The sequence below is a fragment of the Aquabacterium sp. A08 genome (assembly GCF_011742065.1).
In genome coordinates, this window is the sequence record NZ_JAAQQT010000407.1 from 1 (window position 1) to 489 (window position 489).

Annotated in this window: 1 protein-coding gene; it reads left to right on the forward strand. The window is 72.2% G+C overall.

Annotated elements, in window-relative coordinates; translation table 11 throughout:
• Positions 1-285: 285 nt before the first annotated feature.
• Positions 286-489, forward strand: a 204-nt coding sequence (locus tag HA630_RS02315; protein ID WP_208299930.1) for a hypothetical protein, incomplete at its 3' end; no start/stop codon positions are given.

A 489-nucleotide genomic window follows, 5' to 3' on the forward strand; every position in this document is an offset into this window, starting at 1 on the left:
CCAGCTCCAGCTCCAGCTCCAGCTCCAGCTCCAGCTCCAGCTCCAGCTCCAGCTCCAGCTCCAGCTCCAGCTCCAGCTCCAGCTCCAGCTCCAGCCACGGTACCACCGACCGGGCCTGCACCGCGCGGTTGGCTGGGCTGGCTGGTGGGTTTGTTGGTGCTGGGCGCGGTGGGTGCCGGAGCCTGGGGATTGCTGCGCCCCGACACCGCACCCGAACCCGCATCCCCCCCGGCTCCGCCTGTCGCTGTGGAGGCGCCACCGGCCCCGCCCCCACCGCCACCCACCATGCCTGACGAAGCAGCGGTGCGGGAACCGGCTCCCGCGACTGAACCGCCCGCGGCCGAGGTGGCCGCGCCACCTGCACCTGCACCTGCACCTGCACCTGCACCAGCTACCGCGCCGGCGCCGGTTTCCGCCTCGCCGCGCTGCACCCGGCTGCTCAACAAAATGGCGCTGGGCGAAACCATCTCGCCCAGCGAACGGCAAGAA